Source organism: Paenibacillus vortex V453 (assembly GCF_000193415.1).
GTDB lineage: Bacteria > Bacillota > Bacilli > Paenibacillales > Paenibacillaceae > Paenibacillus_AQ > Paenibacillus_AQ glucanolyticus.
Genome location: NZ_ADHJ01000001.1, coordinates 78,713 through 104,802, shown reverse-complemented (window position 1 = coordinate 104,802; position 26,090 = coordinate 78,713). Strand labels below are relative to the sequence as shown.

At 52.8% G+C, this 26,090-nt stretch carries 18 protein-coding genes and 1 pseudogene; 11 read left to right on the top strand and 8 right to left on the bottom strand.

Features of this window, described 5'->3' with window-relative positions; all coding sequences use genetic code 11:
* The first annotated feature begins 2 nt into the window (after window positions 1-2).
* The 7 genes from PVOR_RS00440 (at window position 3) to PVOR_RS00410 (ending at window position 10,209) form a co-directional block, all read left to right on the top strand.
* Window positions 3-911, top strand: a complete 909-nt coding sequence (locus tag PVOR_RS00440; RefSeq protein ID WP_006207075.1) for a carbohydrate ABC transporter permease — start codon at window positions 3-5, stop codon at window positions 909-911.
* A gap of 40 nt (window positions 912-951) precedes the next feature.
* A complete protein-coding gene (locus PVOR_RS00435) occupies window positions 952-2,559 on the top strand; it encodes an extracellular solute-binding protein (protein WP_006207074.1) in 1,608 nt (535 codons plus the stop codon).
* Window positions 2,560-2,690: 131 nt separating this feature from the next.
* Complete coding sequence (locus tag PVOR_RS00430; protein WP_006207073.1) at window positions 2,691-4,079, top strand: alpha-L-fucosidase; 1,389 nt, start codon at window positions 2,691-2,693, stop codon at window positions 4,077-4,079.
* 64 nt (window positions 4,080-4,143) lie between these two features.
* Window positions 4,144-5,430, top strand: coding sequence for an alpha-L-fucosidase (locus PVOR_RS00425; RefSeq protein ID WP_006207072.1), 1,287 nt, complete (start codon window positions 4,144-4,146; stop codon window positions 5,428-5,430).
* Window positions 5,431-5,493: 63 nt separating this feature from the next.
* On the top strand, window positions 5,494-6,516 hold the full coding sequence (locus PVOR_RS00420; protein ID WP_006207071.1) for a carbohydrate-binding family 9-like protein: 1,023 nt from the start codon (window positions 5,494-5,496) through the stop codon (window positions 6,514-6,516).
* Between the two features lie 7 nt (window positions 6,517-6,523).
* Entirely contained in the window at window positions 6,524-9,157 is a 2,634-nt protein-coding gene (locus PVOR_RS00415) for a transglutaminase domain-containing protein (RefSeq protein ID WP_006207070.1), read from the top strand.
* 5 nt (window positions 9,158-9,162) lie between these two features.
* Entirely contained in the window at window positions 9,163-10,209 is a 1,047-nt protein-coding gene (locus PVOR_RS00410) for a glycoside hydrolase family 18 protein (protein WP_006207069.1), read from the top strand.
* A 239-nt stretch (window positions 10,210-10,448) separates the two neighbouring features.
* Here the strand turns inward: PVOR_RS00410 and PVOR_RS00405 are convergent.
* From PVOR_RS00405 to PVOR_RS00380, 6 genes and pseudogenes are all read right to left on the bottom strand, one after another.
* Window positions 10,449-12,751: pseudogene (locus PVOR_RS00405) on the bottom strand (helix-turn-helix domain-containing protein).
* A 325-nt stretch (window positions 12,752-13,076) separates the two neighbouring features.
* Entirely contained in the window at window positions 13,077-14,654 is a 1,578-nt protein-coding gene (locus PVOR_RS00400) for an amidase (protein WP_006207068.1), read from the bottom strand.
* A gap of 371 nt (window positions 14,655-15,025) precedes the next feature.
* Window positions 15,026-15,799, bottom strand: coding sequence for a twin-arginine translocase subunit TatC (gene tatC / locus PVOR_RS00395; RefSeq protein ID WP_082834270.1), 774 nt, complete (start codon window positions 15,797-15,799; stop codon window positions 15,026-15,028).
* The gene (locus PVOR_RS00390; RefSeq protein ID WP_006207066.1) at window positions 15,756-15,977 is read right to left on the bottom strand and encodes a twin-arginine translocase TatA/TatE family subunit; all 222 of its coding nucleotides are present in this window, start codon (window positions 15,975-15,977) and stop codon (window positions 15,756-15,758) included. The genes tatC and PVOR_RS00390 overlap by 44 nt, the downstream gene beginning before the upstream one ends.
* 25 nt (window positions 15,978-16,002) lie before the next feature.
* Window positions 16,003-17,631, bottom strand: coding sequence for a PhoX family protein (locus PVOR_RS00385; protein WP_006207065.1), 1,629 nt, complete (start codon window positions 17,629-17,631; stop codon window positions 16,003-16,005).
* An 809-nt stretch (window positions 17,632-18,440) separates the two neighbouring features.
* Window positions 18,441-19,292, bottom strand: a complete 852-nt coding sequence (locus PVOR_RS00380; RefSeq protein ID WP_006207063.1) for a lipoate--protein ligase family protein — start codon at window positions 19,290-19,292, stop codon at window positions 18,441-18,443.
* A 396-nt stretch (window positions 19,293-19,688) separates the two neighbouring features.
* Between PVOR_RS00380 and cysK the strand changes: the two genes are divergently transcribed.
* Complete coding sequence (gene cysK, locus PVOR_RS00375) at window positions 19,689-20,603, top strand: cysteine synthase A (RefSeq protein WP_006207062.1); 915 nt, start codon at window positions 19,689-19,691, stop codon at window positions 20,601-20,603.
* Window positions 20,604-21,452: 849 nt separating this feature from the next.
* Here the strand turns inward: cysK and PVOR_RS00370 are convergent.
* Window positions 21,453-22,028, bottom strand: a complete 576-nt coding sequence (locus PVOR_RS00370) for an AAA family ATPase (protein ID WP_040680058.1) — start codon at window positions 22,026-22,028, stop codon at window positions 21,453-21,455.
* 102 nt (window positions 22,029-22,130) lie between these two features.
* The gene (locus PVOR_RS00365; protein ID WP_006207060.1) at window positions 22,131-23,279 is read right to left on the bottom strand and encodes an epoxide hydrolase family protein; all 1,149 of its coding nucleotides are present in this window, start codon (window positions 23,277-23,279) and stop codon (window positions 22,131-22,133) included.
* Between the two features lie 189 nt (window positions 23,280-23,468).
* Between PVOR_RS00365 and PVOR_RS00360 the strand changes: the two genes are divergently transcribed.
* From PVOR_RS00360 to PVOR_RS00350, 3 genes are all read left to right on the top strand, one after another.
* Window positions 23,469-24,026, top strand: coding sequence for a CGNR zinc finger domain-containing protein (locus PVOR_RS00360; protein WP_006207059.1), 558 nt, complete (start codon window positions 23,469-23,471; stop codon window positions 24,024-24,026).
* A 268-nt stretch (window positions 24,027-24,294) separates the two neighbouring features.
* Window positions 24,295-24,726, top strand: a complete 432-nt coding sequence (locus PVOR_RS00355; RefSeq protein WP_006207058.1) for a YciI family protein — start codon at window positions 24,295-24,297, stop codon at window positions 24,724-24,726.
* Window positions 24,726-25,988, top strand: coding sequence for an RNA polymerase sigma factor (locus PVOR_RS00350; RefSeq protein WP_006207057.1), 1,263 nt, complete (start codon window positions 24,726-24,728; stop codon window positions 25,986-25,988). Before PVOR_RS00355 ends, PVOR_RS00350 begins: the two co-directional genes overlap by 1 nt.
* Window positions 25,989-26,090: the final 102 nt, after the last annotated feature.

The following is a 26,090-nucleotide window of genomic DNA, read 5'->3' as shown; positions in this document are numbered from 1 at the left end:
ACATGTCATCCGCGGTTAAGGAAAGCAGAAGCGACAAATTGTTCCTGGTATGCAACTACATCTATCTGACGATAGCGCTCGTCATTGTGCTGTACCCGCTGCTATACATCGTCAGCGCCTCAATCAGTGATCCCAAGTATGTCAGCTCCGGCGAAATGTGGCTTATTCCAAAAGGGATTACGTTTGACGGTTATGCCCGGGTGTTTGAGAACGCCAACATCTGGATCGGTTATAAAAATACGATTATTTATACGGTGGTAGGCACCATCGTCAACCTCATTGTCACCCTGCCGGCAGCGTATGCGCTGAGCCGCTCGGACTTCGTAGGACGGGGCTTCTTCATGGCGTTGTTCCTGGTAACGATGTTCTTCGGCGGAGGGCTCGTCCCGAGCTATCTGCTGGTTAAGGATCTTGGCATGGTAAACAGCATGTGGGCACTCATTCTGCCAGGCGCCGCATCTATCTGGAATATTATCGTATCCCGCACGTTCTTCCAGTCCACCATTCCGAAGGAGCTGCAGGAAGCGGCCCATATCGACGGGTGTACTAACTTCCGGCTGTTCATCCGAATTGTGCTTCCGCTCTCCATGCCTATCATTGCTGTCATGGCACTCTTCTACGGAGTCGGACACTGGAACAGTTACTTTAGCGCCATGATCTATCTGAATGATTCAGCGAAGTACCCGCTGCAGCTCTTCCTGCGCCAGATCCTGGTGCTTCAGGAGATGGCAGCGCAGGGCGGCGGAGCCATTGATGCCTCTTCAGCGACGGCGATGAATACCAAAGCGGAAATCGCTGCGCTGGTCAAATATGCCGTCATTATTGTTGCGACCGTTCCGGTCATTGCGATTTATCCGTTCCTTCAGCGTTACTTTGTGCAGGGTGTTATGATTGGTTCCGTCAAGGGCTGATCTTAAACCATAATCCACACTAAAAAGGGGAGTTGTTGTCATGAAAAAGCTTCGCAAGGCTTCATCGATTGTACTCTGCCTCACCTTATCAGCAGCATTGCTTGCAGCCTGTGGTTCACCCAAAGAAGAGGGAGGTTCCTCGACTTCCGGTACGGCCAGTACCGAAGGGGTCAAAAAAGAGGGGTTCCCGATCGTTGACAAACCGCTGACGTTAAAGGTTATGTCCCAGGATGCGGGCGTAGCCGACTGGAACACAATGCCGGTCCTTCAAGAGATGGAGAAATTGTCGGGTATCAAGCTGGAATATCAGTTATCGCCAATCGACAGTTTTGAAACGAAGAAGAATCTGGTGTTCGCAAGCGGCGATTTGCCAGATATGTTCTACGCTGCGGATCTCAAGCCGGCTGAGCAGGTGACTTACGGCAGCCAGGGCATTCTGATCCCGCTGGAGAAATACATTGACGAAGGATATGCCCCGAATATCAAAAAGATTCTCGACGAGCATCCGGATGTCCGCAAATCCTTTACGACGCCTGACGGACATATGTATGCGCTGCCGTTCATCGATACGGCCGCCGTGTGGTACAGAGGTCCGATGTGGTATAACGGCGAGTTCCTGAAGGCGCTTAATGTGGAAGAGCCTAAGACTACGGAGGAATTGTATACGTATCTGAAGCGTGTGAAGGAAGAGGATCCTAACGGCAACGGTCAACCAGATGAAATTCCGCTTACTTCGGTAAAACTCGATGATCTTCGAATGTTTTTCTTCGGCTTCTGGGGAATGTACAACGAAGGAATCTATGCCGATAAAGACGGAAAAGTGCATTATCCTTACCAGGAAGAAGGCTACAAAGGCTATCTGACGTTCATGAACCGCTTGTGGAAGGAAGACCTGCTGGATCATGAGACCTTCTCGCAAACCGGCGATCAGAAAAAAGCAAAAGGCGAAAGCAACAAGCTTGCGCTCTTCAATGACTACCATCCGTACTTTACGCTCGGCGGCGAGCCTAGCACGGATCACCCGCTGATGACACCTGTGAAGAGTGAGATCGCAGACTCTCCTGTATACGGCAAGCACCCGGGTATGTCGGCCCGCGGCACCTTTGCGATTACCAGCAGCAACCCGTCCCCGGAGGCGACGATGCGCTGGATCGATTATCTGTACAGCTATGAAGGTGCGACCCTGTTCAATCAAGGTCCTGAAGGCGTGCTGTGGAAATTCAAAGACAAGGAAAACCGGGTGAAAGAGTGGCTTCCTGTCCCTGGTGGTGGAGACCGTGAGGAATACCGCGGCAAAATCACACCGAACTACGGCATTTTGACTCCGGGCATTAACGATCCGGATGTCGCGAAGGGTCTTCGCACCGAATTTGATGAGTGGATTGACCAGCAGAACCAAGAGAAGCTGGTGCCAATCGGAAAGGCTCCATTCCCTAACGTTTATTTGACAAATGAAGAGCAAAGCGAAGCAACCGCTCTATTGTCTGACCTGGATACGTATGTCAAGCAGATGGAAGCGAAATTCGTGACCGGTCAGGAACCGATGGAGAACTGGGATAAATATATAACGCAGATCAAGAAGATGGGCAGTGACCGTATCGTCGAGCTGTATCAAGGGGCATACGACCGCTGGAACACCGGAAAATAAGAAAATAGATCCAAAATAAAAGCCAACTCATCCCGGTCCCTCCAGGCCGGGGGTTGGCTGTTGTTTTTAACGGGCAAGCCCTCATCATCTTGTTAAGGCCATAATCACAAATCAGATATCGGAGGTACACCATGTCGGAGAATAAGCTGGTAGAGGAAGAAGAGCAAGCGGTAGTAGAGCAGGGCGTACACAATTTCAGCAGTGAGGATAAGTGGGTGAAGCCGGAGGATCCGCTGCTTCTGGAACGCCTGGAGTGGTTCAAGGACCAGAAGCTTGGGCTGATGATGCACTGGGGACCGTATTCCCAGCTGGGTCTCGTTGAATCTTGGGCGCTGAGCGACAAGGATGCGGATTGGTCGCGTGACGGCATCGACTGGGATATCGATGCGGAGGAGCTCAAGCGGCAGTATTTTGACCTGAACAAGACCTTCAATCCGCTTCGCTTTCAGCCTGAGCTGTGGGCTGATCTTGCCGCGGATAACGGCTTCAAATATTTGAACTTTACCACCAAGCACCATGATGGATTCTGCATGTGGGATACGCATACGACCGACTATCGTGTCACGGGTCCGGATTGTCCGTTCCATACGCATAAACACGCCGATATCACCAAGGAGCTGTTCAACGCCTTCCGTGCGAAGGGACTCGGCATCTCTGCATATTTCTCCAAGGCCGACTGGCATACGCCATACTACTGGGCGCCGGGGATGGAGGCAGGCAGCTTCACGTCCAGGGGCCCCAGCTATAACCCGCAGGAATACCCGTGGCTGTGGGAGCAGTTTGTCCAGTTTACGCACGAGCAGATTATGGAGCTGATGACCCGTTACGGCCGCATTGATGTGCTGTGGCTGGATGCAGGCTGGGTGAACGACTACCGGGATCAAAATATCCGATTAGGCGAGGCAGTGGACAAGGCGCGCAAAATTCAGCCTTGGCTCCTCTCGGCAGACCGTACGGTTGGCGGACCTTACGAGAATCTGATTACGCCGGAGCAGACGCTGCCTGAACGCGCTCTTCATGTGCCATGGGAGAGCTGCATCACGATGGGAACCTCCTTCTCCTTCCGCTATGAGGATCGTTATAAATCGGTGCGTCAGCTCATCCATCTGCTAGTCGAGATTGTGGCCAAGGGCGGTAATCTGGCGCTCAATGTGGGCCCGCAGCCGGATGGAAGACTGTCCGAAACGGCGATTTCACGCATGAAGGGTATGGGAGCCTGGCTAAAGGTCTATGGGGAGGCGATTTACGGAACGCGTATTTGCGAGCCGTACTCCTCCGGTGCCGTTCAGTTTACCCAAAAAGGCGATACCACCTATGCCATCTACCTGTATCGCAGCGAGCAGGAGTCGGTTCCCGAGGAACTGCATATTCCGTTGCAGTCGCCATTTGGCTGCATTGATCTGGTAGGGGGTCAGGAGGCATTGGATTACCGTCGCACGGAGAATGGCATTGCCGTCCGTCTTCCGGAACAGGAGCGACAGGGTCTGGCGCCGATCGCGCATGTATTGCGGTTTCGTTAAGGAGCGGGAACAACAGCATTACGGATTTTTCACATACAAGGACTTCGGAGAGGTGTGAACAGATATGCAGAAATGGTTCCAGGACGCCAAGCTGGGGATATTCATTCACTACGGCATCTATGCCGTGGACGGGGTTTCGGAATCGTGGTCCTTCTACAATGGACGGATTTCGTACGAAGAATACATGAAACAGCTGGACGGCTTTACGGCATCGAGATTCAATGCGGAGAAGTGGGCGGACTTGATTGAGAAATCCGGTGCCCGATATGCCGTGCTGACAACGAAGCACCATGACGGTGTTGCACTGTGGGATACGCAGTACAGTGACCTCAATGTGGTGAAGCGGACTCCGGCCAATCGGGACATCGTGCGGGAGTATGCGGAAGCGATCAGGGAGAAGGGGATTTACCTGGGTATGTATTTCTCCCTGATCGATTGGTCGCATCCGGATTATCCGAGTGTGTTCGAAGGAGGCAGGGTGCCGGAGGATCTCAGCGGCGTCAACCCGCATTCAAGTCCCGTGGACGGCGTTCAGGATCAGGAGAAGTGGAAGAAATTTCTGGAGTTCAACAACAACCAGCTGCGGGAGATTCTGACGAATTACGGAAAGGTGGATCTGCTGTGGTTCGACGGCGACTGGGAACGGAGCGCCGAACAGTGGAATCTGCCGGAGTTCAAGCATTACCTGCAATCCTTTAACCCGGACATTATCATCAACTCCCGTCTTCAAGGCTATGGCGATTATAAGACGCCGGAGCAGGGCATACCGATCACGAGACCGGAGGGGCCATGGGAATTCTGCACCACGATCAACACATCCTGGGGCTATGTGCCAACGGACCATAAATATAAATCGTTACACCAGATCATTCGGATGTTCTGTGACTGCATTTCGATGGGCGGCAATATGCTGCTGGATATCGGTCCGCGCGAAGACGGCACCATCGATAAGAGGCAGGAGGATATTCTGCTTGGGCTGGGAGCATGGATTCGGACCCATGAAGAGGCCGTGTTCGGAACGGGAGAAGGCATCATGTCCCGCTATTATCTGGGAGGCAGCACCGTATCCGAGGACAGAAAGACATTGTACCTGTTTGTGTATGACAATCCGAAAGAGAGTGTGTGCATCAAGGGGCTCTGCAACAAGATCAGGAAGATTACCGTGCTGCATTCAGGGAAAGAGCTTGCTCATGAGATTCACGGGGGCGTGCCCTGGTTCAACATTCCGGGAACGACCTGGATCAGGATGACCCCGGAAGACACGCATGAGCAGGTGACGGTGCTGAAGCTGGAATTGGAGGAGGAGCTGGAGATGTACGGCGGCTCAGGAGCCGTTGTGACTCATAACTAATCATACGGGGAGGGCCAAGCGCCGAGGGGTGCAGGGTCTCCCTTACGAAGCGGAGAGAGCGACATGAACCAAAGTGGAGTGCCAGAGCCGAGGATTGAGTATGCTCCGAAGCATTATATATGCCAGCGTGCGGGGCAGCCGCTGGTGCTGGACGGCCGGGTGGATAAGGCATTCTGGGCTTCGGCCGATTGGACTGAGGAATTCGTTGATATCGAAGGGGATCTTCGTCCTTTGCCTGGTAAGCAGACACGGGTAAAAATGCTGTGGGATGACAACTATTTCTACTTTGCTGCCGAGCTGATCGAAGATCAGATATGGGCTACCTTGACGGAGCGCGATTCCGTTATTTTCTACGATAATGACTTTGAGATTTTCATCGACCCGGACGGGGACACCCACCAATATTATGAATTCGAGATCAATGCGCTCAACACGGTGTGGGACCTGCTGCTGGTGAAGCCGTATCGGGACGGCGGGCCTCCGGTCAACGGCTGGGATATCAGCGGTCTCAAGACGGCGGTGTTTATCGACGGGGAGCTGAACCGTCCTGACGCCGATAACCGGAAATGGAGTCTGGAAGTGGCGATTCCCTGGACCAGTCTTAAGGAGTGTGCCGAAGGCGGGTGCCCGCCTGCTCCGGGAGAGTTCTGGCGCGTCAACTTCTCGCGGGTGGAATGGCAGGCTGAGGTGCAGGACGGTGAGTACCGCAAGGTGCTGAACCCGGAGACGGGGAAGCCTTATCCGGAGGACAACTGGGTCTGGTCGCCTATGGGCATTATCAATATGCATTATCCGGAGCTGTGGGGATATGTCGTATTCGCGGACAGCGAGGGGCCCCGGTCGTTTACGCTTCCGGATGACGAACGGATCAAGTGGGAGCTTCGCAGGCTCTACTACCGCGAACGTAATTATTATGAAGCCCATGGCGAATTTACACAGGATGTGAAGCTGCTCATGGGTGAGGATTCATGGAGCATCGAGCCTGTCATTGAAACGACTCGCAGCCTGTTCCAGATTAGTGCGCCTTCCTCGGATGGAACAGCCCTAATCTGTGTACGGGAAGACGGAAAGTTATGGAGGGAGTGAACGGAGGATGACCAGCCAAACCTTGGTGTTCTCAATGGATTCGCAGATGCTCGAGCGGATCGAGCAAAAATTCCGGGAGAAGGTCGTGTTTGCGGAAGGCCGCAAAGATAAGCTGTTCCATGTTTTTGGGCAGGAATTAACGGAAGAAGAGACTTGGGCCTTAAAATATTTGTTTGCCTACATGCCGGTGAACGATTTGGCCGACTATGACGGAGAGTTGTTCCTCAGCCATGTGCGCAGAACGCTGGACACCCGCAAGCGCGTCCCTTGGGGAGACCGCGTGCCGGATCACTTGTTCCTGCATTTTGTGCTTCCCTACCGGGTCAATACGGAGAATATTGAGGATTACCGCGGTATTCTCTACAACGAATTGGCAGAACGGACAGCCAAGTTATCCATGGCAGATGCCATTCTCGAAACCAATTACTGGTGCCACGAGAAGGCAACTTACATCGGCAGCGATCTGCGTACGATATCGCCGCTGACCTTGATCCGCAATGCGCGCGGGCGCTGCGGCGAGGAGTCCACACTGGCGGTGGCCGCTCTTCGAAGCATTGGCATACCTGCGCGTCAGGTCTATACGCCGCGCTGGGCCCATTGCGATAGCAACCATGCCTGGGTGGAGGCATGGGCGGACGGCCAGTGGTATTACATCGGGGCATGCGAACCGGAAGCCCGCCTGAATCAAGGCTGGTTTAGTCCGCCGGCCCGCAGGGCGATGCTGATCAATACGAGGATTTTTGCCGATTATCCGGGACCGGAGGATGTCACGCTCTCCGAGAAAGGATATACGGAGATTAATTTGCTGGAGAACTATGCACCGGCCCGCACCCTTTACGTGAGCGTGAAGGATCGGCAGGGAGCGCCCGTATCCGGCGCAAGTGTCCGCTTTGAGCTGTACAATATGGCGGAATTTTATCCCATTGCCGAAATCAAGACCGATGAGCAAGGGGAGGCTGCCTTTAAGACAGGTTATGGCGATCTCTTGATTCGTGCGGTCAGCGGCGGCCGGTGGAATGAAACCCTCTTTAAGGCTCAGGACGGCGAGTGTGTTGAGCTTGTGCTGGACTCATCAGAGCAGCCGGCAGGGATTGTGGATTTCGATATGGTCCCTCCCCCGGAAGGAGAGGGGGAAGCGGCGATTGCGTTACCGGAGGAGAAGATCCGGGATCACAATCGCCGTCTTGAGGAAGGGGCTAAGACCCGGAGCGAATATGAGCGTACATTCCCGAGTGAGGAAGAGGCTTTCGCACTGGCTCATAAGACTGAACTGTCTCCGGAGCGGGTGTGGGATATTCTGCGGAAGGCACGGGGCAACAGCCGCGAAGTCGCAGCTTTTCTGGAGGGGCGCTCCAGTGAATACGGCGAGTGGCCGCTGCGGCTGCTGGAGTCGCTGAACGAGAAGGATTTGATCGATACCTGTCGGCAGACGCTGGATGATCATCTGATTGGCGCACTCTCGCAGCGCGGACAATGGGCAGAGGAAACGTTCGCGAAGTACATCCTGTGCCCGCGGGTTTCCTATGAAATGGTGGTTCCTTACCGAAGCTTGTTTCAGAATGCCTATTCAGCGGGCGAGGCGGCGGCATTCAGGGAGGAGCCTTCGAAGCTTGCCCGCCTTCTGGAACAGGGCTATACGCATTATGAGGATCTTCCCAACTTGAAGGGCAAAGGAAATCCGGCAGGGACCTACAGTCTGATGAAGGGGGATCTGCAGTCGCTTGATATTCTGTTTGTGGCTGTATGCCGCAGCTTGGGCATTCCGGCCCGATTGCATCCGAGCGAGCAGAAGCCGCAGTACTTGGTCGACGGAGGCTGGGAAGATGCCGTGTTCAGTCTCGGCTCGCCTCGCATTCAGGAGAGCTCCGGTTGGGGAATGCTGCAGCTCCTCAGAGATTCCGAGGCTCCACAGGATGCGCCGGCCGCATCCTATGCCGAGAACTTCTCGTTGGCCCGCCTGGAAGATGGCGTGTATAAAACGCTGGTTTATCCGTATGGCAGCACCGATGTCTACGATGAGCCATACGAGGTTGAACCGGGAGCCTATCGCTTGACTACAGGCATCCGTCTGAAGGATGGAACCGCAAGCGTGCGCTTCCTTTACTTTACCGTGCGTGCCGGGGACACCACGGAGGTTGTGCTGACTTATCGGGAGACGGTGGTCGATATCCCCGTGCTGGGCAAACTGGCAACAGGCAGTGTACTGACCCGTCTGGATGGATCAGAGGTCGTACTGGAGGATCTTCTGGAATCGGCGGGTTCCATTGCTGCCTGGATTGAACCGGAGCGGGAGCCGACCAAACATCTGATTCGCGAGCTGAGCGAGCTGGCTGAATCGTTCGATCAGCTGGGAATGCCGATCGTGCTGGTGATCGGAGATGCGGAATGGAACGTTTCCTTCGACCCTGCGGGTTATCCGAGGCTGCCGGTACGCACGGTTTTTGTGCGGGATTCCAGTTATGCCTCCTTGTCCGGTTTCATTCCGAAGCCCGCGGCTCACGAAGCTGGCTATCCTCATCTGTTCGTGCTGGATAGCCGGGATCAAATCCGTTATACGGCTTCCGGGTACAAGATCGGTACCGGGAAGGAAGCTCTGCAGATTGCAGCGGCGATATCTCAATTTTCGAATGGATCGGAGTGAAGAGTATGACGAACTATATTGCTGCAGGTTATGCCGTCGATGCTGTTCTTCCCGACATGGCGCATGAGGATCTGTTGAGGTTAACCCACCTGAACGTCGCCTTCGGCCACGTCAAGCATGATGAGATCACGACCGAGCATTTGAAGAACGGCGAGGTTGTCCGGAACATCAAGCGGGATCACCCGCATCTTACGGTGCTGCTGTCCGTTGGAGGCTGGAGCGCCGGCGGTTTCTCCGAAGCCGCCTCCACCGAGACAGGCAGGAACAGCATGGCCGCATCGGCCGTCCGGGTGCTGGAAGAATACCCTTTTGACGGGATCGATCTGGACTGGGAGTATCCTTGTTACGGTGAAGCCGGCATCGCCTCGAGTCCGGATGACAAACGGAATTTCACCTTGCTTCTCAAGGCGATTCGGGAGGCACTGGATGCCAAGGGATCCGGGGATAGCCGCCATTATCTGCTTACAATCGCGGCAGGTGCAGACCAATACTACCTGGACGGTACAGAGATGGACGAGGTGCAGCGCTACCTCGACTTTGTCCAGTTGATGACCTATGATATGCGCGGCGGTTTTCAGGTTCTGACCGGTCATCATACGAATCTGTACACGCCAACCGGCGATCTGTTCCGAATCAGTACAGATGCGTCTGTGAACCTGTTCGCTCGCGCGGGCGTCCCGAAGGAGAAGATGGTGATCGGTGCCGCATTTTACTCGCGGATCTGGACTGAGGTTCCGGATCGAAACCAGGGACTTCACCAAATGGCTGGCAGCACAGGCGGCTACGGTCCGGCCTTTGCCGAGCTGGACGCGAATTACATCAACAAGAACGGCTACGTTCGATATTGGGACGAGGAAGCCTGTGCGCCGTACCTGTTTAACGGGTCCAGCCTGATTTCTTATGATGATGAAGAATCGATCCGGTGCAAATGCGATTATGTGAAGGAGCAAGGCCTGGCCGGGATCATGTTCTGGGAATACGGCTGCGACCCGACTCGCCGCCTGCTGGATGCAATGCATCAAGGACTTCAAGGCATCCCTGCTGCAAAATAGAAGGGGCTTGGCGTACGACGTAGTTTGGCTGGCTCGAAAAGTGACCGTTAAAAATATACGAAAACCTCCCCTTAACTGTACGGTTAAGAGGAGGTTTTTGATTTATTCGGCGAATCGCTTACCCGATGGGATCTTCGTCGCTGTCGTTCGAAGCCGTTACCCGATGCGCTCTTCGTCGCTGTCGTTCGAAGCTGTTATCAGATGCACTCTCCATCGCGGTCGGCCGAACCCGTTACCCATCACCCGATACACTCCTCTTCGTCATCATCCGAGGAATCGTCCGAGCCGTTGGGACTGTGCATCTTGCGGTATTGTCCGGGCGTATAACCCGTCTCTTTCTTGAATTTACGGATGAAGTTCGGTGTATCCAGGTAACCGACACGCGTGATGATATCCTTTAACGGGTCGGTGGTATGCAGCAGCAGCCGGATGACCTCATCCATCCGTTTCTGCCAGATGTATTGAGTGAAATTCATGCCGATTTTCTCTTTAAAGGAGCGGCTGAAATACGATGAAGAGATGGTAAATTTGGATGAGATCGTGCCCAGGCTGAGGTCGTAATCCGTGAAATTGGCATCGATATAAGCAACGATTTCGTCCATCAACGAGCTTTCTTCCGTCTCGCTCTTCGCCTCGACATGGGCGCAGATTTCGGCGGCCAGGCCTGCCAGTTTCTTCTCCAGATCCTCCAGCGAGTCGTAGGAGGTAACCCTTGGAAGCTGATGAACCACATGATGGATGCCAAGCTCCGAGGCCGTTTTTAGCATCGTATTCAGAATATCGAAGCAGATGCAGCGGAGCAGCGGTACGGAAGGCTATTTCCGTCTTTCAGGTTATTCAGCGCGGTGGATACCATCTGAACCGCCACATCGTAACTGCCCTGTTTCAAGCTCTGAACCAGCTTCAGCAGTACATCCTTGGGAACCCAGAAGGAGGAATCCTGTGTGCCGGAACCGGAAAGGGCGTTGAAGAAGGTGCTGCTGCCCTGTCCGTGCAGCATGGACGACTCCAGAGCGGTCGACGCCTCGATGTAGGACTGATTCAGCTGCTCGGGATAACTGTAGCGGTTGCCTATCCCGATTGCGGGTGCAGCGCCGGTATGCTCTGCCGCCATCGATTGCAGTGCTTCGACGATGGGCTCCATACGGGCATTCAGACTGGCTTCATGCCCGGTTTCGGCATCAAACCCGACAATAAGTGCCAGTTGATCTGGCTGTGGCAGCTCCACACCATAGGCATAGGCGGAAAACTCCGGCAGTTCCACATCGTTCATCAGCTGCATGACAGGTCTCCGCTCAGGGTTATCCCCGATGGGGAAGGCATGCGTTTCCCAGCCCATGGTCACCACAAAATAATGGGACCTGCTGAAGCGGATGCCGAGCTTCTCCGTAAACTCTGAGGGGAATTCTCCGGTATGACCATGCTTCAGCAGCATGAGCAGTATATGATTGCGAGCGTAGGGCTCCTGAAGATCCACGCGCTGGCTGTAATCGTGCAGCGTTTTCTTGATCCATTCCAGCTCGTTGCTGGATGTGGATGGTTCCGGGTTGTTCTTCAGTCGGATGAACTCCATCAGGTCTGATATCGGATGGTATTGTCGCCGGGCCAGCATAATGGCCAGAATGGTGCCCATCACCACCACGAAGGAGAACACCAGAATAATAAAGGTGCGAATATGGACGATCCGGCTGAAAAACTGGTTGCTCGGCATCGCGGTTACATAAGTCCAGCCAGCTTCAGATTTGACGGATACCACCGAATGCGGTTCTTGATTTAGTGAGAGGCTGTGCGTGCCGGGCTCAAGCGCAAACAACGCATTGACTTCCTCTTCGGTAATGGTTTCCCCTTTGTAATTGGCGGCCAGCACCTGCCCGTAATTATCGAAGATATAAGTCATCCCATGGTAGTCGCTGAGAATGGAATCAATCAATCCGGTGAGGTTGGATTCGTGAATCAAGTACATGACGGTTCCGTGGGCGGGCGTGTTGTTAGGTGCAATCGGTACAAGGTAGGCCAGCATGGAATTCTGGATTTTGGTGCCTTGCACGACCTGCTCCGCCGGGCGCATGGTGGGGAATTGCACGTTATTCAGATCGCGGACCATGTCCGCTTCGTTCCAGGTATTGAATTTGTAGCGGCCTGTGAATACATCCAGGTTCTCGAAGCCCTGAGAGGAGTAGATGCTATCATCTCCGCGGAAGAACAGGAATAGTTCATCGATAATGGAACTGTTGGCTTTGTATTTGACCAGGGCTCCAATCGATTCCCGGCTGTAGTAGGGATGGTGGGTCCAATACCGCGTTAACTGCTCGTCATAGGCAATGCGAAAGGCGATGTCCTGCAATTCTTTCATGCGGTCATCAATGACGGTTTTTGCCTGGGTCAGCTGATTGACATTGGTTTGTTCGATCTCTGATCGGAGGGTATTGACGGCATTATGATAAATAATGATGGTTAATATAACAAGAGGTATAAGGAAAATGGAGATATAGGACAGCGTATATTTAAGCAGAAGCTTGGACTTGAAGTGATTCCATTTCATATCTGCAACCCCCCGTATTTTAAACAGCAGCAGCGATAGCGCTCTCATAAAGACAGCGAAGCTATTGCCATAGTGCCAAGCCGCTAGATGTTCCTACTAAAAATACTAGGAGAACTTCTCTAATAAATCAATGGATCAATGCTAAATTTCAGAGGAATCATGCCAAAAGTCTCAGACCAGGTACGGATGCACATACAGAAGCAGCTAAGGGTGGAATCCGAGGACATCTGTCAGACATATCAGCTTGTTTATCCTGTTGATTGCCAAAAAAACCGGAGCCGTCCATGGCTCCGGTTGGTCTGTATAAGCTTGATATAGACAGCGATTAAGGTTTTGCGAGAAGCGTTGGTGCAACGCGGTGCTTCGTTGCCTGTTCATAGTCGTAGGCCATTCCGAGCAGATCGGCCTCGCTCCACATTTTGCCGACAAAAGCGATGGCAAACGGGGAGCCGCTCTTATAATATCCTGCAGGTACTGTAACCAGAGGAACCCCCGCAATGTTAATCTCGGGAACGGTGGTATCCGCGATTTTGTCTTCGCTGTGAAGAAGCGGCGTTTCTTTGTACATTTGAGGAAATACGAGTGCGTCCAAGCGATGTTGATCCATTACACCGTTAAAAATATGAAGATACTTTGTTCTGGCCTCTGTGAATTTGGATAAATCGGGAATGGCATCTGGATTTTTCAGGGCTTCCTCGTATTTAGCGAGTGCCGAAGGGGTCTCGCCGGTCTTCTTGATCAGTTCGTGAACTGATTTAATTGCTGCATTTGGCCCTAAACGCTTTAGATACTGTTCCATGTCATACACGATCGATTCAATGCCAATGGAGCCGGCCGATTTGGCGAATTCGGCAAATTCCGTATCGGCAAATGGATCGGTAACCACGATGGCCCCCTGGCTCTCCAGCTCCTTCACGGCACGGTCATACAGCTGCTGCGTTTCCGCTGTCAGTTCCTCGCCGAGCCATCCCGGTCCATAGAGACCGATGCGCTTGTTCTTGAGCGCGAGCGAGTTAAGCTTGGATGTGTAGCCTTTGCGGGGGATGTTGCCGATCGAGGCCACGGTCTTGGCATCTTCGGCCGTGTAGCCGGCAATGACGTCCAGCATCACGGCTGCATCATGGACCGTTCGGGCATGCGGACCGACAACGTCCCTGGTGCTTCCGGCGAGAGGAACAACTCCGGCATTTGGTACCAATCCGAAGGTTGGCTTGATGCCAACCAGCGCTTGGGCCGCCGCCGGATTCTGGATCGATCCGCCGGTTTCCTCCGCAATGCCGAGCACGGCAAAATTGCCCGAGATGGACATGGCTGTGCCGGAACTGCTGGCGCCCGGCACCAGCTTCCGGTCTACGGCATTATAGGTGTCGCCAGCCCAGCTGGAGCTGGCGCGCGTGCCGTCGGAGCTGAATGCCGGGATATTGGTCTTGCCCAATATAATCGCACCGGCTGCTTTCAGCCGGGCAACGACAGGGGCATCCTTCTCCGGAATCAGCTCGATCCCTCCGAGCTCTTTGCTGAGCGGAGCCCAGCCGAAGGTGGACGGAAAGCCGGCGACGTCAACGGCTTCCTTAATGACAATCGGAACACCGGCAAGGGGGCCGAGCTTCTCGCCAGCCGTCCGGCGGCGGTCAATCTCGCGAGCTTCCTGGAGCGCATTGACATTCATCATGGTAAACGCATTGTAATTGGATTCATAGATGTTGATGCGGTCAAGGTATGCCTTCACGATCTCTTCGGTCTTGAACGCTCCTGCGGCGTAACCCTGCTCTAGTTCCTTCAATGTAATTTCCTCATAGGTAAACCGCTCGGCCGCCGCCGCGGTAATGTTGTTCATCACCAATCCAAGCAGAAGTGTCATGGTCATCGCGCGTTTGAACAGCTTGGTTTGTTTTCTTAACATCAATGGCTTCCCCCATTCGCAGTTTTTTTCGCATCTCCCGTTCGATCGTAGGTGACTCGGAAAAATGGAACATATCGCATATGTTATTATTCATAACATATGTTAATGATCCAGACTCTCGCCACTCGTTTTCACCTCCTGTATCTAACATAATAATGACAATAAAGTAGATAATTCCTTTATTACTAAGTAAAGCTAATGCAATTTCTTGAAGGTGTCAATCATTTTAGAGCAAATTCAGTATAAATTATGTAAGATAATCTTACATTTGGTTCATAAAAAAGAACCCGTGAATATGACACCCTATTCGCATAGGCGTCTGTTCACGGGTTATAAAAGGTTCCGTCCTATTTCGGGGGAAACGAACGGTTTTAGGATATGCTGCCTTCCGCTTGCGACAGCAGCTGCTGCTTCCGGTAGATGAGTTTGGAGATAGAAACGCTGATCTCGTACAGCAGGAACAGCGGAACGATCACAATCAGGTCGGACATGATATCCGGCGGTGTGATGGTGACAGCTACGATACAGAGCAGGAAGTAGGCCGATTTACGTATTTTGGCCAGACGATGCGGATTCACGATGCCAAGCTTTGTCAGAAATACGACGATTGCGGGCATTTCGAACAGGAATCCGAACGGAACGGTCATATGAATCATGAACGTAAAATACTTTTGCGCCGTGTACATGGTCTGGAATTGTCCCTCGGCCATCCGCTGCATGAACTGGAGCACCATGGGAAAGAGCACAAAGTATCCAAAGCATATGCCTGCAATAAATAACAGGCTGATTACGGGAATGAGCTGCATGGCAGAGCGGTGTGTCCCATCAGGCAATGCCGGCTGCACGAACCGCCATATTTGATAAGCGGCAATCGGAAGTGTAACGGTAACGGCAACCACACCGGCAATGATCATATACACCCACATTACCTCGGAGGGACCAAGCAGAACGAGCTGCTCGTCCATGCCTCGTACCAGCCAATGGTAGATCTTCTCAACATAGATGAAGGCGGCCGTCATCGCTACGAGAAACGCAATCAGCGTGCGGATCAGGCGCTTCCGCATTTCTTCCAGATGCTCGACCGCGCTCTGGTCGTTTGGATCAGCTGTGCTGCTTACTGGCTGCTGCAGTAGTTTGCGTAGCATCGTCTTTCTTCTCATTCTCATCGTCTCCGTTCATCAAGTTGCGGGTTGCGCCCTTGAATTCACTTAGAGTTCGCCCGAAAGCGCGACCGAGCTCGGGAAGTTTGGAGGGACCGAATATAATGAGTGCAATAATCAAAATGAGAACCAGGCCACCGATTCCGATATTTCCAAACGGCATGATGTTAACCCCTTTCTATGCTGGATTATGATTCTAATTTGAATCCGCTAATCGCCACGACGGCACAGCGCGCCATGTTCTCGCCGGAGCGGTGAGGCCATGTGCTGCTTGGCTTGCTGAGGTCCTCCGTATTCTCACCTGGGTGTTGAACGGACAGGAAGAGCGTCTGCTCATCGGGTGTGAAGAAGGGACCGGTAAGCTCCGACTCTACCGGACCAGAAGCAAATTGCAGCGCAGCTCCTTGATCCGGTCCGCTTGTTGGAATGACGAACAGTCCGTTATTCATAAAGGGTTTGTGAACACCTTTGTTCTGGCTGCTGCTGGAGATGTCCGTCACGACCCACAGATCGCCGTTCGAGTCGAAGGCCAGGTTGTCTGGTGAGCTGAAGCCGGATTGGCGTCCGCCCGCAGCAAAGATTTCAAAGTCGAATTCCATGGCCGCCAAATCGTTGCCCGCTTCAAAAATGCGCGTGATATGGCCGTGGATATTGCCGTGATTGTCGTTGTTTGTATGGCAGATAAACACCGTGTTATCAAACGGAGAAATTTCGATGTCTTCCGGACGGTCTGTCGGCGTTCCACCAACAAAACGCGCAGCTTCCTGACAGTAAGTCACGACGTCGCCTTGGGACTTGAATTTGGCTTGTGCCTCTTTGTCCTCTGCAATGGCTTTTGTTACAGCTTCCAGAGTGACCGGCTGCCATTTGCCCGACTTCAGGTTGGCAACATACAGGGTTCCCTCTTCCAGAAGTGCGGAGTTGGCGCGGCCTTTGCTTTTGTCATATTTGTTCTTGCTGATAAATTTATAGACACAGGCATCCTTCTTGTCGTCGCCCATATAGACAACGATCCGGCCGTCTGCGGCAAGGCCCATGGCCGTATTTTCATGATTGAATCTGCCGAGAGCGGTGTGTTTTTTCAAGAAGGATTTGTCGAACGGATCGACCTCAACGACCCAACCGTAATGGGTATCCGGCAGCTTCGAGACCGCTGCGGTTTCCTCAAAATTCTCTTCACAAGACAAAACCGTGTTCCAGAGCGTTACGCCGCCGGAGCAGTTGGCAAATGTGCCTGTTGCGGTTGTGGCGCCTTTCAAGGCTGGAATGCCTTTGGCAGGGCCGGTAATATCGAATTTAGTGAAGCCGTTGATGCGGCGGGCATGGGTGGAGGTGGTGTCCATTTTCCATACACCCTTCTCGTCGCGGTATACTTCGATCACTGACATGCCTTGGTAATACAGGTTTTTATGGATTTGATCCGCGGACATTTTACCGTCCTTCACCGGTCCGATCGAGAATATGGTCGAGTACTCGTGATTGTTGACCAGCAGGCCGCGGACATTGGAGCCCTTAATCGGGAAGAAGGCGTTGTAGTCACAGCCGGAGCCGAATTTTTCGCCAGCGGGATTAATCACATCGTCGAAAGCTGCAATGACATCGTATTTAAAATTTTTAGGCAGGACGAGCTGATCTGCTTTGGTTGGCTCGATAGGCTCGAAATAGCCGCTGACCCGATTCGTTTTGAATCCGAACAGATGATTTGCGGTTCCGGACATAGCGGAAGCCTTGCCTTCTAATACGCCCAAGCCAGCGGATGCGGCTGCCAATGCGGTTGCGCCGGTACCCAGATAAGACAGAAACGTTTTGCGGTCCATTGTTTTACTCAAGCTTATCCACCCCTAATATAAATTGCCATCAGGACAAGTGTATAGGGGAAGTGTTAAGAGAGTATCATCCATTATTGGTGCAATTGTAAAAATAAAGTAATCTGAGGGGGTGTTATACCTTAAAGGGGGTCAGAACAGGTTGTTAGCGTCGCCTCCGTACATTTCTGGATTTACGGGATTTGGGGATAGTGCCAGGGGGAGTCTTTCGGATCCAGCGGATGAAGGATTGCATGGCAGGATTGAGCTGCAGAGCTGATATCGTAGTTAGCTCCAGATCAATGAGCTGTTTGTTTGTAAAAAGATGATGAATGTGTCTGTGACATGGGATACACAGCAGGGCCGTAGGAAGTTTAACGCCGCCATATTCCTTGGGTGTCAGATGGTGAATCGTTGTTTCTACACCTGACCTGCCGCAGCATTCACACCGATCTTCCGATGGGTCCACCGGATATTCACCTCACCTTTAGGTTGCGGGAACCTTGATACTAATGGCATACCCCAGATGGGGGTGCCATTATACCTTTCCGCGGCTCCTGTTGATGGGCCATTCAGTGGCTTGCCCCGAACGGTGCTCTCACAGCGGGCGGGGCGGTGTGGGATGGAGGAGATGAACCGCACGCAACGCAGGCGGTTACATGGAGCCAATTGATTAGCGACCACACGCGGCAAGCAGCTACTAATATCGGTAACTACGTGAGCCGGGTCAACAAGCACTATCATCCCCAAGCATTAGCGACTGCGTGCATGTCACCGCATGAATCCGCCAGCCACATGCAGCGGCATTCCCACCCTTATATCTACTTGTTGTTATATCGCTGCCGCATCTGGTCAGCCATCATCCGGATTTCCTCGGTTGTTGGCATAACGAATCTGGAGGCGACTCCTGTTAAATCTTTGTCCGACTGCCCATTGCGGATAACCTCTCTTACTGCTGTTATAAACTGCTGTACCGCTGCTGCGCCGCTCCCGATATTTGTCAGTTCCTCGAGACTGGCCGTGCTGGTAGTTTCTACGATAGGGTACTGCTTCGGATCTGCTGTTTCCGCTGCAATATCATAGAAAGAACGAACGAGGCGGGCGCGTTCGCTGCCTGAGCCTTGGGCGATGATAAAAGCTTGAATGATAAAAGCTTTTCGCTGCCTGCGCTGGGCTATGCCGCAAAATTTAAGACCTCGAATGCTCAAATCGAATGTCCCCGGGCAGAATGCTCCGGCAATCTCGCCGGTATCGACCCTTTGCCCGGTGCTGTGCAGCGCTTCCCGGATCAGCTCCACCATGATCTCAAAGTCCTGATGAAAATCAGGCGCAGGTCCCTTGGATGCAAACGGAAGAATAAGGGACAGGTTTACAACCCCGGAGTCCAAGGGAACCGCAGCCCCGCCTGAATGACGGACGGCGGTATCATAGCCGAGTGAGCGAAGCAGGGCTTCCCCCTGTGCAGCTTGGGGCAGTCTGCTGTCGCGCACACCCATGACAAAAGCGCGCGGATGCCGCCATATATGGCAGATCGCGGGTCCGCCCTCTCCGGTCAGTCTGCATAGGAGCTCGTCCAGCGCAAAATGGCACAGCACGTCCTGCTGTGTTAAATCATCGGTTCGGTCGAGCAGCAGTATGGGTTGATCTTCAGGTAGTAACAGCGGGATATTCACGCTTTTCTTGCGCCTCCTTTATGAGTCCAGATATAAGTTTATAGATTCATGAATGGATTTGAAGGTAGGGGATTTAAGGAGAATGAAACCTTGTTCTTGTAGAAGAAGTACCTTAGCATAGGGTTTGTCTTCTTCATGTAGATCGAAGGGAATTTTCCTTAAAACAGCATACCATAAAGTCATGGTGGAGCGGCGAGCCATGCTCTTGCCGAGCCAAAGATTTTGCAGCGAGCAAAGGACGTAACACCTGGTGCGTTGTCATCCTGACAGAGTTTGGCGGCATGCTGAGCTTCATTGACAATAGGGGAGGAACTTGCATATAATCCGAGTAAGTTTATTGTCTTTGTTAGAGATTTGGTGGGGAGTTCCTTCACTTCATATATAAAGGAGAACGTCATGGAGATTTATAATAGCATTGTTGATATGATCGGTCAGACGCCAATGGTAAAACTTCAGCGGCTGGCGTCTGCAGAGGCCGCCGATGTTTATGTAAAGCTGGAGAGATTCAATCCTTCGGGAAGTGTGAAGGACCGCGCAGCCTACAATCTAATTCATACCGCGGAGGAGCAGGGCCTGCTCCAGCCGGGCGGCACGATCATAGAGCCGACCAGCGGTAACACGGGCATTGGCCTGGCGATGATTGCGGCAGCTAAGGGCTACCGGGCCATATTGATTATGCCGGATAACATGTCCAAGGAGCGGATTAACATATTAAAGGCATACGGGGCGGAGGTCGTGCTGACGCCGAGCAGCGAGCGTATGCCGGGCTCAATTGCCAAAGCGCTTGAGCTTAGAGAGCGGATTCCGGGAAGTTTCATCCCGCAGCAGTTCGAGAATGCCGCTAACCCGGACATTCACCGGGTGACTACAGCACCGGAAATATTGGAGCAGATGGAGGGGCGGCTGGATGCTTTTGTTGCGACTGCCGGAACGGGCGGTACGGTAACCGGAACCGGAGAGGAGCTGCGAAAGTCTCTGCCGAGCCTGCATATCGCGGTGGTCGAGCCGAAGGGCTCGCCCGTGCTTTCCGGCGGACAACCGGGGCCGCACAAGCTGGTTGGCACAAGTCCGGGCTTCGTGCCGAAGATTCTGAACACGAGTGTGTATGACGAGATCATACAGATCGCTGACGAGGATGCGCTGCAAACCGTTCGGGATTTGGCACGCAAGGAAGGAATTCTGGTCGGACCGTCCTCCGGCGCTTCGGTATTCGCAGCCCTTCGCGTGGCAGAACGGCTGGGGGAAGGGAAGCGAGTCGTCTGCATTGCGCCGGATACGGGAGAACGGTATTTGAGTATGGATATTTTCTGAATGATGAACAAGCTGCCCAGGAGCTGCAGAGTACGGAGATGCTCAACCAGTTAGCGGCTGAGTTCGGAACTCCTGAATCGGTGAAACGGAGGCTGGGCGGTGACACAAGCTAGGAAGCAATTACGCTCCCAGCATACGGAAGCCGGTAAGCCTTTGTTGCGGGCGGGGTGCATGATTGCCCTGGTTTGAATCTCTAATGGACCCAGCGGACGTTATTTACCGTAAAAACGCACAATCCCAAATGTAACGGACACCACAGTCGTTATAAAGAGTTTTCCCTGTTCAAACACCTGTGATATTACGAATTAAGGTACCTCAGGTCCGTTGCGATTTTAAAAGGAGCTTTTTACCTCCAATAGCGTCAACTGTGTCTGTTAGCAGTAGAGGACCTCCGTTAGGAGGTCCTCTTGTGTCTTCTTGTGTCTGCCCATGATCAACTCCCACGCTCTCGAGAGCCGACGTACTGCCCATGATCAACGGCCACGCTCTCGAGAGCCGAAGTGCTGCCCATCATCAACTCCCATGCTCCCGAGAGCCGAAGTACTGCCCATCAACGGCCATACTCTCGAGAGCCGAAGTACTGCCCATCAACGGCCATGCTCTCGAGAGCCGAAGTACTGCCTATTAGCAACGGTCATGCTCTCGATATGCCTGCTATTCTGCCCTCACCAATGACCATGTTCTCGAGAGGGCCAAAGCTACCGCCACTAACGACCACGTTCTTGAAGGGCCGCCTGCCCTGATGCTTCTCTATGTCACGCACAATTCCAAATCGGTACTTTGCGTTCCGATAGTAGGCATGGTTCCGTTAAGCTATGCCTGCTATGCTGCCCATTTCATCCGCATCTTCTAAGTTCCGTTTTCTAACTTGATCTCTGCGACCGGGTTGTTTCCTCCGGTTGGAGGTGACCACAGCTCCAGCTGCTGCATGAGCTGTTTATGGTTTTTCACAATGAGCACTCTATCGGGATAGCTCCTAAGCGTGTGCTGGATCCGGTGCCTGCCCTCGCGCTGAAAAGACGCGCTCCATTTGAACATGTTCAGGAGCATGATCCAGACGGGTTTATAGTGCGCCTGTTCCAGTCCAAGCCGCTGTTTGATGAATCTGGTGATGATCCGGTAGGTTCTTGTGGAGTAGGGAGGATTCAGGAAAACGATGAGATCCGCCTGCTGGAAACTGGGGCTGACCCATTCAAGATGGGCGCCTTCAATGATCCAGCGTTCCGTCTTCACGATGTCCAGCAGCAGCGCATCCCGGTCCGCCTCGCTCCTTCGGATATCGTCCGGGTTGGCTCGCTCCCAGACCACATTGTCGAGCTCGTAATAGGGGATGCCATGCCGGGCGGAGAGCCCTCTGGCAAGCGTCGTTTTGCCGCTGCCGACCGAGCCGATGATATGTATTCGATTCGGAATCAAACTGTTCATGGAGATCACCGCATTCAAGAGAATTAGTAGCTAATCCTTTCTGCACCGAGACAGCAATCTCCTGTTTCTAACATTCGAGGGAGTTACCGTACCTCGTGAGAATTACCTTAGCGCATCGAAGAACGCCACGATTTGCTGGGCAACCGATGCGGGTTGTTCAGCCGCAATAAAGTGCCCGCCCGAATTCAGATCCTTCCAGCGGATCACATTCGGAAATATTCGCTCCACGTATTCTCTCGGCGGACGCTCGTTTCGCTGTGCATTTAAGGTGACCGCATGCGGTACAGGCGAGGTTTCTCCCGGTCCCGGCCATCTCGTATGCGTGCCTTCATAATAGTAGCGGTTCGAGGCATTGATGGTCTCGGACACCCAATAGATGGAGACGTTGGAGATGAGCAGCTCTTTGCTGAAATGCTGCAATACGTTGTTATCTTCGGGGGATGTCCAATAATGCCATTTTTCAAGAATGAAAGCGGCCAGTGCCACAGGAGAATCATGCAGGCCGTAGGCTGCCGTTTGCGGTTTTGTACCTAGAATATGGGCGTAGCCGCCTTCTTCACGGTACCATTGCTGCTGATATTGGAGGAACGCCCTCTCCTCATCCGAAAGCGGGGAAGTCGAGTCCACGCAGGGGCTCGGGTTGCCGGGGGATGTGGTGTGATAACCGATGAACCGGTCGGGATGGTCAAGACACATGAGCCCAAGAATGCTGGCTCCGATATCATATCCATGGGCACCGAATCGCTCATAACCGAGCCCCGTCATTAATTTCATAAGCAGTTCTCCTGCCTGTCGGTCCTCAAAGCCTGGACGCAAGGGAATACCCGAGAAGCCGTGACCCGGCAGGGAAGGAATGATGAGGTCGAAGGAAATATCCGCACGACCCCCGATTGGCCCAGGATTCGTAAGGCAAGGGATCAGCTCCAGCATTTCATAGAAGGAGCTGGGCCATCCGTGGGCGATGAGGAGCGGGACGCGGTTGTCACCGCTGCCCTTAATATGTATATAGTGAATGTCTACCCCATCGATTTCAGCGACATAACTCGGATAAGCATGAATGGAGCGACGGAAGGCTTCCCAATCGAACTCATGCCTCCAGTAAGCGATTATATCCTTCATGAAATCAAGCGGGATTCCGTAATTCCAGCGGCCACCCGGGATTTCGTCAGGCCACCGGGTCATATCAAGGCGTTGGTACAGGTCATCAATCGCAGCGGGTTCAATTGGATAAGAAAAGGGTCTGATCTTCATTCACTTCACCTCTTAGGAAGATTGGAGTCTGCTATACTGATAACAACATACTTGCAGTGGATAGATATAAACAGGTAACAGGGAGTTCAACAACACGTGATGACTGTTAAAATAAAATTAATGGTTAGCTAACCGATAAATTCATTTTACTGGTTTGTCATGAAAACATCAATAGGAGGTTTGTTTGTTGTGGGAGCAGAATTGGAGCAGCTGGAAATCATAGCAGACTATATTAATACCCATGATAGACGGATGAGATATGAGGGCGATCCGGGCGTGGAGATTCTTGAAGGCGTAAATGACCTACGATCCTGGCTCTTGGAGTATGGCTTTATTCATGATTTGGACAGCGTAACCGAAGTGGATTTGACGTTGGCTCGTGAACTGCGCAGCAGCTTAAGGGCAGCCATTCCATATAACCCGCATGATCCTAAGGATGACGATTTCCAGACGTTGAATCGTATCGCGGGCCAATTCCGTTTCTTCTATCGTTTCGGTGAAATGTCCGATGTGATGGAGTCCGTGGAGGAACAGGGAAAGGGAGGTTTGGCACGGTTGTTGATTCTGGTGTTCCGACTTCGTGAAAACAATCTGTGGAGCAGATTGAGGGTGTGCACGGCGGCGGATTGCCAGTGGGTATTCGTCGACCGTTCCCGGCCGGGGACGGGCAAATGGTGCTCGATGAAAGCCTGCGGCAATCGCGCGAAGAATAAAACGTACCGGGAACGAGCCAAGTCCATGGGATGAATGCATTACAGGAATTCGTGAAGAATCATAGCCTTACAAAGGCCAATCAAGCGATGTACTTGGTTGGTCTTTTTTTCATGGAATCGAATCACGTAAACAGGAATATGTGATCCCATAACGAAATGGTTGTTACTTAATTATTTTTGTTGCTGCTTATTATTTAGGAAGAATGAAGATTTATGAAATGCATGTCGATTAGGCAATTCTCCATTCGTTGTATAAGTATAGAACGGGAATGCAAGGTTCCTATAACAGGAGGGAATATACCATGAGATTTATGATGATTGTAAGGGCAACCGAGGATTCGGAGGCAGGTGTGCTGCCAAGTGCAGAGCAATTGGATGCCATGATGAGGTACAACATGGAGCTGGCCAGAGCCGGTGTGCTGCTTGCTGCGGACGGACTGCATCCAAGCTCCGGTGCCATCCGGATTTCCTATCCGGAGCCTGGAGGCAAGGCGAAGATTACCGACGGGCCTTTTACGGAAGCCAAGGAATTGATTGCGGGTTATACCTTGATTGAAGTGAAGACGAGGGAAGAAGCGATTGAATGGGCCAAGCGCATGCCGGACCCTCACGGCTTCGGTGCAGGCCAGATCGAGCTCCGGCAGGTGTTTGAACCCACGGATCTGACGCAGGATCCACAAGCCCAGGCCAAACAATATGAGATGCGCGAACATATCCAAAGGCAGAATCCCTAATGCCGGCTGCAGATACACATCGTGCGATCGAGGCGATATGGAGAATCGAATCCTCCAAGATTATCGCCTATCTCACGCGAATGGTTCGTGATATCGGTCTCGCCGAGGATCTGGCGCAAGATGCGTTGATCACTGCGCTCGAGCGATGGCCAAAGGAAGGAATACCGGATAATCCTGGCGGATGGCTGATGACCGCCGCGAAGCGAAAAGCACTTGATGTGCTGCGCCGAAATAAAGTGCGCGATCAGAAGTACGCATTATTGGGCCGCGAGCTGGATGTCCGGATGGATTCGGACATGGAGGTACCGGAGCCGGGGGAAGTGAATGACGATCTGCTGCGGCTCATCTTTATGACCTGTCATCCGGTTCTTTCCCCCGAAGCCCGTGTGGCGCTAACACTCCGCCTGCTTGGCGGATTAACGACAGTGGAGATCGCCCATGCTTATCTTGTCCCTGAAGCTACGATAGCGCAGCGCATTGTTCGTGCCAAGCGGACGCTGTCGGCAACGAGGGTCGCGTTTGAAATTCCGCAAGGAACGGAGCTCAAACCGAGATTGTCATCGGTGCTTGAGGTCATTTATCTCATGTTTAATGAAGGCTATGCAGCATCGTCCGGCAGTCAGTGGATTCGCCCGCTGTTGTGTCAGGAAGCGCTTCGGATCGGGCGGGTGCTGGCTGAGATTGCCCCACTGGAGCCCGAGGTGCACGGGTTGGTTGCGTTAATGGAATTTCAATCTTCCCGATTCAAATCCCGCGTCAATACGGGCGGTCAGCCTGTTCTGCTCCTGGACCAGAATCGGGCGTTATGGGATTATCTATTGATCCGCCGAGGCTTTGCCGCTCTCGATCGAATCGAGCAACTGGGAGGCATGACGGGACCTTATGCCCTTCAGGCCGCAATCTCCGCATGTCATGCCGGAGCGGCCAGTGCCGCAGAGACGAATTGGATTCGCATCTCCGCGCTATATGAAGCGTTAGCCCAGGTTTCTCCCTCCCCTATTGTGGAATTAAACCGTGCCGTTGCCCTCTCCATGGCTTTCGGTCCGGAGATTGGGCTTGAGATCGTGGATGCTCTGCAATCCGTGCCTGCCTTGAAGGGATATCACCTGCTCCCGAGCGTAAGGGGAGACCTGCTCTTTAAGCTGGGACGGCTCGAAGAAGCCTGTGCCGAGTTCAAACGGGCAGCATCGCTGACGGACAATCAGAGGGAACGGGAGCTGCTGCTCGATCGAGCGGCGGAATGCTTGACTGGTGAACCTTGAAAATGAGCGCAAAAAAAGATCTGAAATTTTTTTGATAAATATTTAAAAATGTGTCGATTACGCCGAATCCTGTTCGTCATCTATATGTAAAACCATTAAACG

Bases quoted from the DNA above. Each gene is read 5' to 3' on its own strand.
- PVOR_RS00440 (WP_006207075.1), top strand. From the start codon at position 3: ATGTCATCCGCGGTTAAGGAAAGCAGAAGCGACAAATTGTTCCTGGTA.
- PVOR_RS00435 (WP_006207074.1), top strand. From the start codon at position 952: ATGAAAAAGCTTCGCAAGGCTTCATCGATTGTACTCTGCCTCACCTTA.
- PVOR_RS00430 (WP_006207073.1), top strand. From the start codon at position 2,691: ATGTCGGAGAATAAGCTGGTAGAGGAAGAAGAGCAAGCGGTAGTAGAG.
- PVOR_RS00425 (WP_006207072.1), top strand. From the start codon at position 4,144: ATGCAGAAATGGTTCCAGGACGCCAAGCTGGGGATATTCATTCACTAC.
- PVOR_RS00420 (WP_006207071.1), top strand. From the start codon at position 5,494: ATGAACCAAAGTGGAGTGCCAGAGCCGAGGATTGAGTATGCTCCGAAG.
- PVOR_RS00415 (WP_006207070.1), top strand. From the start codon at position 6,524: ATGACCAGCCAAACCTTGGTGTTCTCAATGGATTCGCAGATGCTCGAG.
- PVOR_RS00410 (WP_006207069.1), top strand. From the start codon at position 9,163: ATGACGAACTATATTGCTGCAGGTTATGCCGTCGATGCTGTTCTTCCC.
- PVOR_RS00400 (WP_006207068.1), bottom strand. From the start codon at position 14,654: ATGTTAAGAAAACAAACCAAGCTGTTCAAACGCGCGATGACCATGACA.
- tatC (WP_082834270.1), bottom strand. From the start codon at position 15,799: ATGCTACGCAAACTACTGCAGCAGCCAGTAAGCAGCACAGCTGATCCA.
- PVOR_RS00390 (WP_006207066.1), bottom strand. From the start codon at position 15,977: ATGCCGTTTGGAAATATCGGAATCGGTGGCCTGGTTCTCATTTTGATT.
- PVOR_RS00385 (WP_006207065.1), bottom strand. From the start codon at position 17,631: ATGGACCGCAAAACGTTTCTGTCTTATCTGGGTACCGGCGCAACCGCA.
- cysK (WP_006207062.1), top strand. From the start codon at position 19,689: ATGGAGATTTATAATAGCATTGTTGATATGATCGGTCAGACGCCAATG.
- PVOR_RS00370 (WP_040680058.1), bottom strand. From the start codon at position 22,028: ATGAACAGTTTGATTCCGAATCGAATACATATCATCGGCTCGGTCGGC.
- PVOR_RS00365 (WP_006207060.1), bottom strand. From the start codon at position 23,279: ATGAAGATCAGACCCTTTTCTTATCCAATTGAACCCGCTGCGATTGAT.
- PVOR_RS00355 (WP_006207058.1), top strand. From the start codon at position 24,295: ATGAGATTTATGATGATTGTAAGGGCAACCGAGGATTCGGAGGCAGGT.
- PVOR_RS00350 (WP_006207057.1), top strand. From the start codon at position 24,726: ATGCCGGCTGCAGATACACATCGTGCGATCGAGGCGATATGGAGAATC.